The sequence below is a fragment of the Microcoleus sp. B4-C1 genome (assembly GCF_036705285.1).
Lineage (GTDB): Bacteria > Cyanobacteriota > Cyanobacteriia > Cyanobacteriales > Microcoleaceae > Microcoleus.
Genome location: NZ_JAUBUC010000188.1, coordinates 1 through 3,257 on the forward strand (window position 1 = coordinate 1; position 3,257 = coordinate 3,257).

General features: G+C 49.1%; 1 protein-coding gene. It reads left to right on the top strand.

What is annotated here, in order from left to right:
- Window positions 1–375: 375 nt before the first annotated feature.
- Window positions 376–3,189: a chloride channel protein gene (locus tag QUB26_RS31455; protein ID WP_333245946.1), complete on the top strand. Its 2,814-nt coding sequence runs from the start codon at window positions 376–378 to the stop codon at window positions 3,187–3,189.
- Window positions 3,190–3,257: the final 68 nt, after the last annotated feature.

Consider the following 3,257-nt stretch of genomic DNA (forward strand, 5'->3'; position numbering starts at 1 on the left):
ATTTTAAATCACCCTAACCTTCCGTCAGTCCTATCCTATGGTACTCTCGCTGCTTAAAAACTGTCCGAAGTATTGCTTAAAGTATCAACAAAAAGTTATTTTGTCAAGTAGTCAAGGGCAGATTTGCCCTCTATTCCCTACCCTTCGCCAACCCCTGCGCGAGCCTGATCGCGCAGGGGTTGGCGCGAACTTAATTTCAACCGCAGATAGCTCGCAGGCCGGACGGCATTACTACAAATAAACGCGGATTTGTAGAATTCATCCGCGTTAATCTGCGGGCACCTCCGGTTAAAAATTAGTTATATTTTGCCAAGTCGAAGGATTTTTCGCTAAAGTGCGATCGAGCAGACAATTCTCAGGTCATCTACGCTATTTATGCCGTACATAACTATCCCTAAACAATTTAGGGAACCTTCCAGGGTCATCAAATCTCAACTTTTTTTACGGCCCAAACGCCTAGCCATTTTTGAAGCTTGTCTGATCGGTTTAATTTCAGGACTCGCTGGGGTTTTGCTAAAGTCAGGAGTCGGATGGCTCGGCAGTTGGCGAGTAGCTACCTCGACATTAATCCCAGCTTGGATATTACTGCCCAGCGTCGGTTTATGCGGCGGCTTGCTGACAGGTTTCTTGGTTGAGCGTTTTGCTCCCGAAACTGCCGGCAGCGGCATTCCTCACGTCAAAGCTGCTCTCGGCGGAGTCAATCTTTCCTTAGATTTGCGAGTAGCTGTCGCCAAACTTCTGACGACTATTTTAGCAGTTGGTTCCGGTTTAACTTTAGGCAGGCAAGGCCCGACTGTGCAAATAGGAGCATCTTTGGCCGGCTGGATAGGTCACTTGATGCCAACTTCCCCAGACTACCGCCGACAATTGATTGCTTGCGGTGCTGCTGCGGGATTGGCTGCTGGTTTCAATACTCCCATTGCAGGAGTTTTGTTTGTAGTTGAAGAACTGCTGCACGATGTTTCGGGATTGACTTTAGGGACTGCAATTATCGCTTCATTTATCGGTGCAGTTGTCTCGCAGCTTTTGGGCGGCGATAGTTTAAATTTGAACCTTCGCGCGTACCAAACCAGTTTTGATGCTCAGGAAATCCCGTTTTATATACTGTTAGGAGTTTTAGCGGGATGGCTAGGAGCTTTGTTCACCAAAGGGATTATTGCTAGCTTGCAATTTAACAGGCGATCGCTCAAATTAGCTTTGCCTGCGCGAATGGCTCTAGCTGGCATAATCTGCGGTTCAGTAATAGCTTTGCTTCCAGCAACTTTCCGCGATCATACGGGTTTACGGGAGTTTATGCTGACAGGCGAAGCAAGCGGCATAACGAGTTTAATTGCTTTTATAGCTCACTTTTTTCTGACAATTATTTCCGCTGCTTCTGGAGCTCCGGGAGGATTGTTTTCCCCTGCCCTAGTTATGGGTTCTGCACTCGGTCACATGGTGGGAATTGTGCAGGCAGATTCCCTGGGTGTCGGTTTGCCGGTAACTTACGCTTTGGCGGGAATGGGAGCGTTTTTTTGTGCGGTTTCTAGGGCGCCGATTACTGCGGTAGTGATTGTGTTTGAAATTACGGCGGATTTCAAATTAGTGCTGCCTTTGATGATCTGTTCTGTAGTTGCTTATTTGGTGGCGGAAAAGGTGGACAGTGGCTCTTTTTACGATCGCCTTTTGGAGTTTAACGGCATTCAACTGACAAAGGCAAAAGCTGCCAGCAATACTTTGAGCGACTTGCACGCAGATGACGTGATGCAGCGCCGAGTTGAAACTCTTTCGAGTCTGCTGACTTTCGATGAAGTGATGCAGGCTTTTTCGCGATCGCACCACCGAGGATTTCCAGTAGTTGAAGATGGCAAATTAGTCGGAATTGTCAGTCAAACCGATTTGGCAAATGCCAGCGATCGCAATTTGTCCGGCAACTCGCTGCTTAAAGAATTTATGACTGTACAGCCGATCGCAGTCAAAGCAAGGGATACTTTAAGCGAGGTATTGTACAGGCTCAACAACTACAATATCAGCCGCTTGCCAGTCGTAGAAGGCCGGCGTTTGGTGGGAATTATTACCCGCAGCGACATTATCCGAGTTGAATCCGATCGCCTCACCGGAGAAACAACCCAGGGCCCGCATCCAGAACCTTCCTATGTTGTCTATCAAACCAGGGCTCCGCAAGTCGGAAACGGCCGCTTATTAGTGCCGCTTTCCAACCCCCAAACAGCACCCGCTTTGCTGCGGCTGGCGGCGGCGATTGCGCGCGATCGTAATTACGAATTAGAATGCCTGCAAATCATCATAGTACCGCGCAACAGTTCCCCCTCCGAAAGCGCAGTGCGGACAACCAAAAGCCGCCGCCTGCTACAACAAGCCGAGCGAATTGTTCGCAATTTGAACTTGCCAGTACACACCCAAATACGGGTAGCTCACGACGTGCCTAACGCGATTTTGGAGACAATTAAGGAGCGACATATCGATTTGATTTTGATGGGCTGGCAAGGCGAATTATCCACAAAAGAACGCATTTTTGGTGATGTGGTGGATACCGTAATTCGGCAAGCAGGCTGCGAGGTTATTTTGGTGAAGTGGAGCGAAAAACTATTAGCAACACGCAAGAAAAATGAGTTTTCTGCCACTTTCAGCGGGCGGAAATATACCTCTATAGAATGGGAGTTAAATCCCGAAAAAGTTGACGGCGCAGATAATCCCCCATTGGCGATATCCTCAGATTCATCAGCGAATCCAGAGACTGAACTTTCCCCGCCGAATTCAGACATTCCAGCCCCAGAATTGGGACTGCACACGCTGATGGGTTTGCACCGCTGGTTGGTGCCTATTCGCGGCAGTTACAAGCAAGCTGCGGCTTTGCGGCTGCTACCTGCTTTGGTGGCTGCGAGTGCTGTACCGGAGATTAAATTGTGTCAGGTTCATCAGCCTTCTGTTGCAGAACCCGATCGCGGAGAATTAAAGCAAGCAGCGGAGTTTATCAAGCGCAGGGTTAGCTGTTCGATAATAGCGACTTCGGTTTGCGCTAAATCGGTTTCTGATGCTTTAATTGATTTGGCTCAGAACGATCAGTGCGATGCGATCGTCCTGGGAGCGAGCCGTGAAGGGCTGCTGAAGCAGGTGATTCACGGGAACATCCCGGAAGCTGTGGCGCGCGGGTGCGACTGTACAGTCATTTTAGTGCGATCGGCCTCTTAGGAATGATAATTAAATAACTTCTACTCTTGAAAGTGGGATGGGCGTCCCGCCCGTCCAAAAAGGACGGG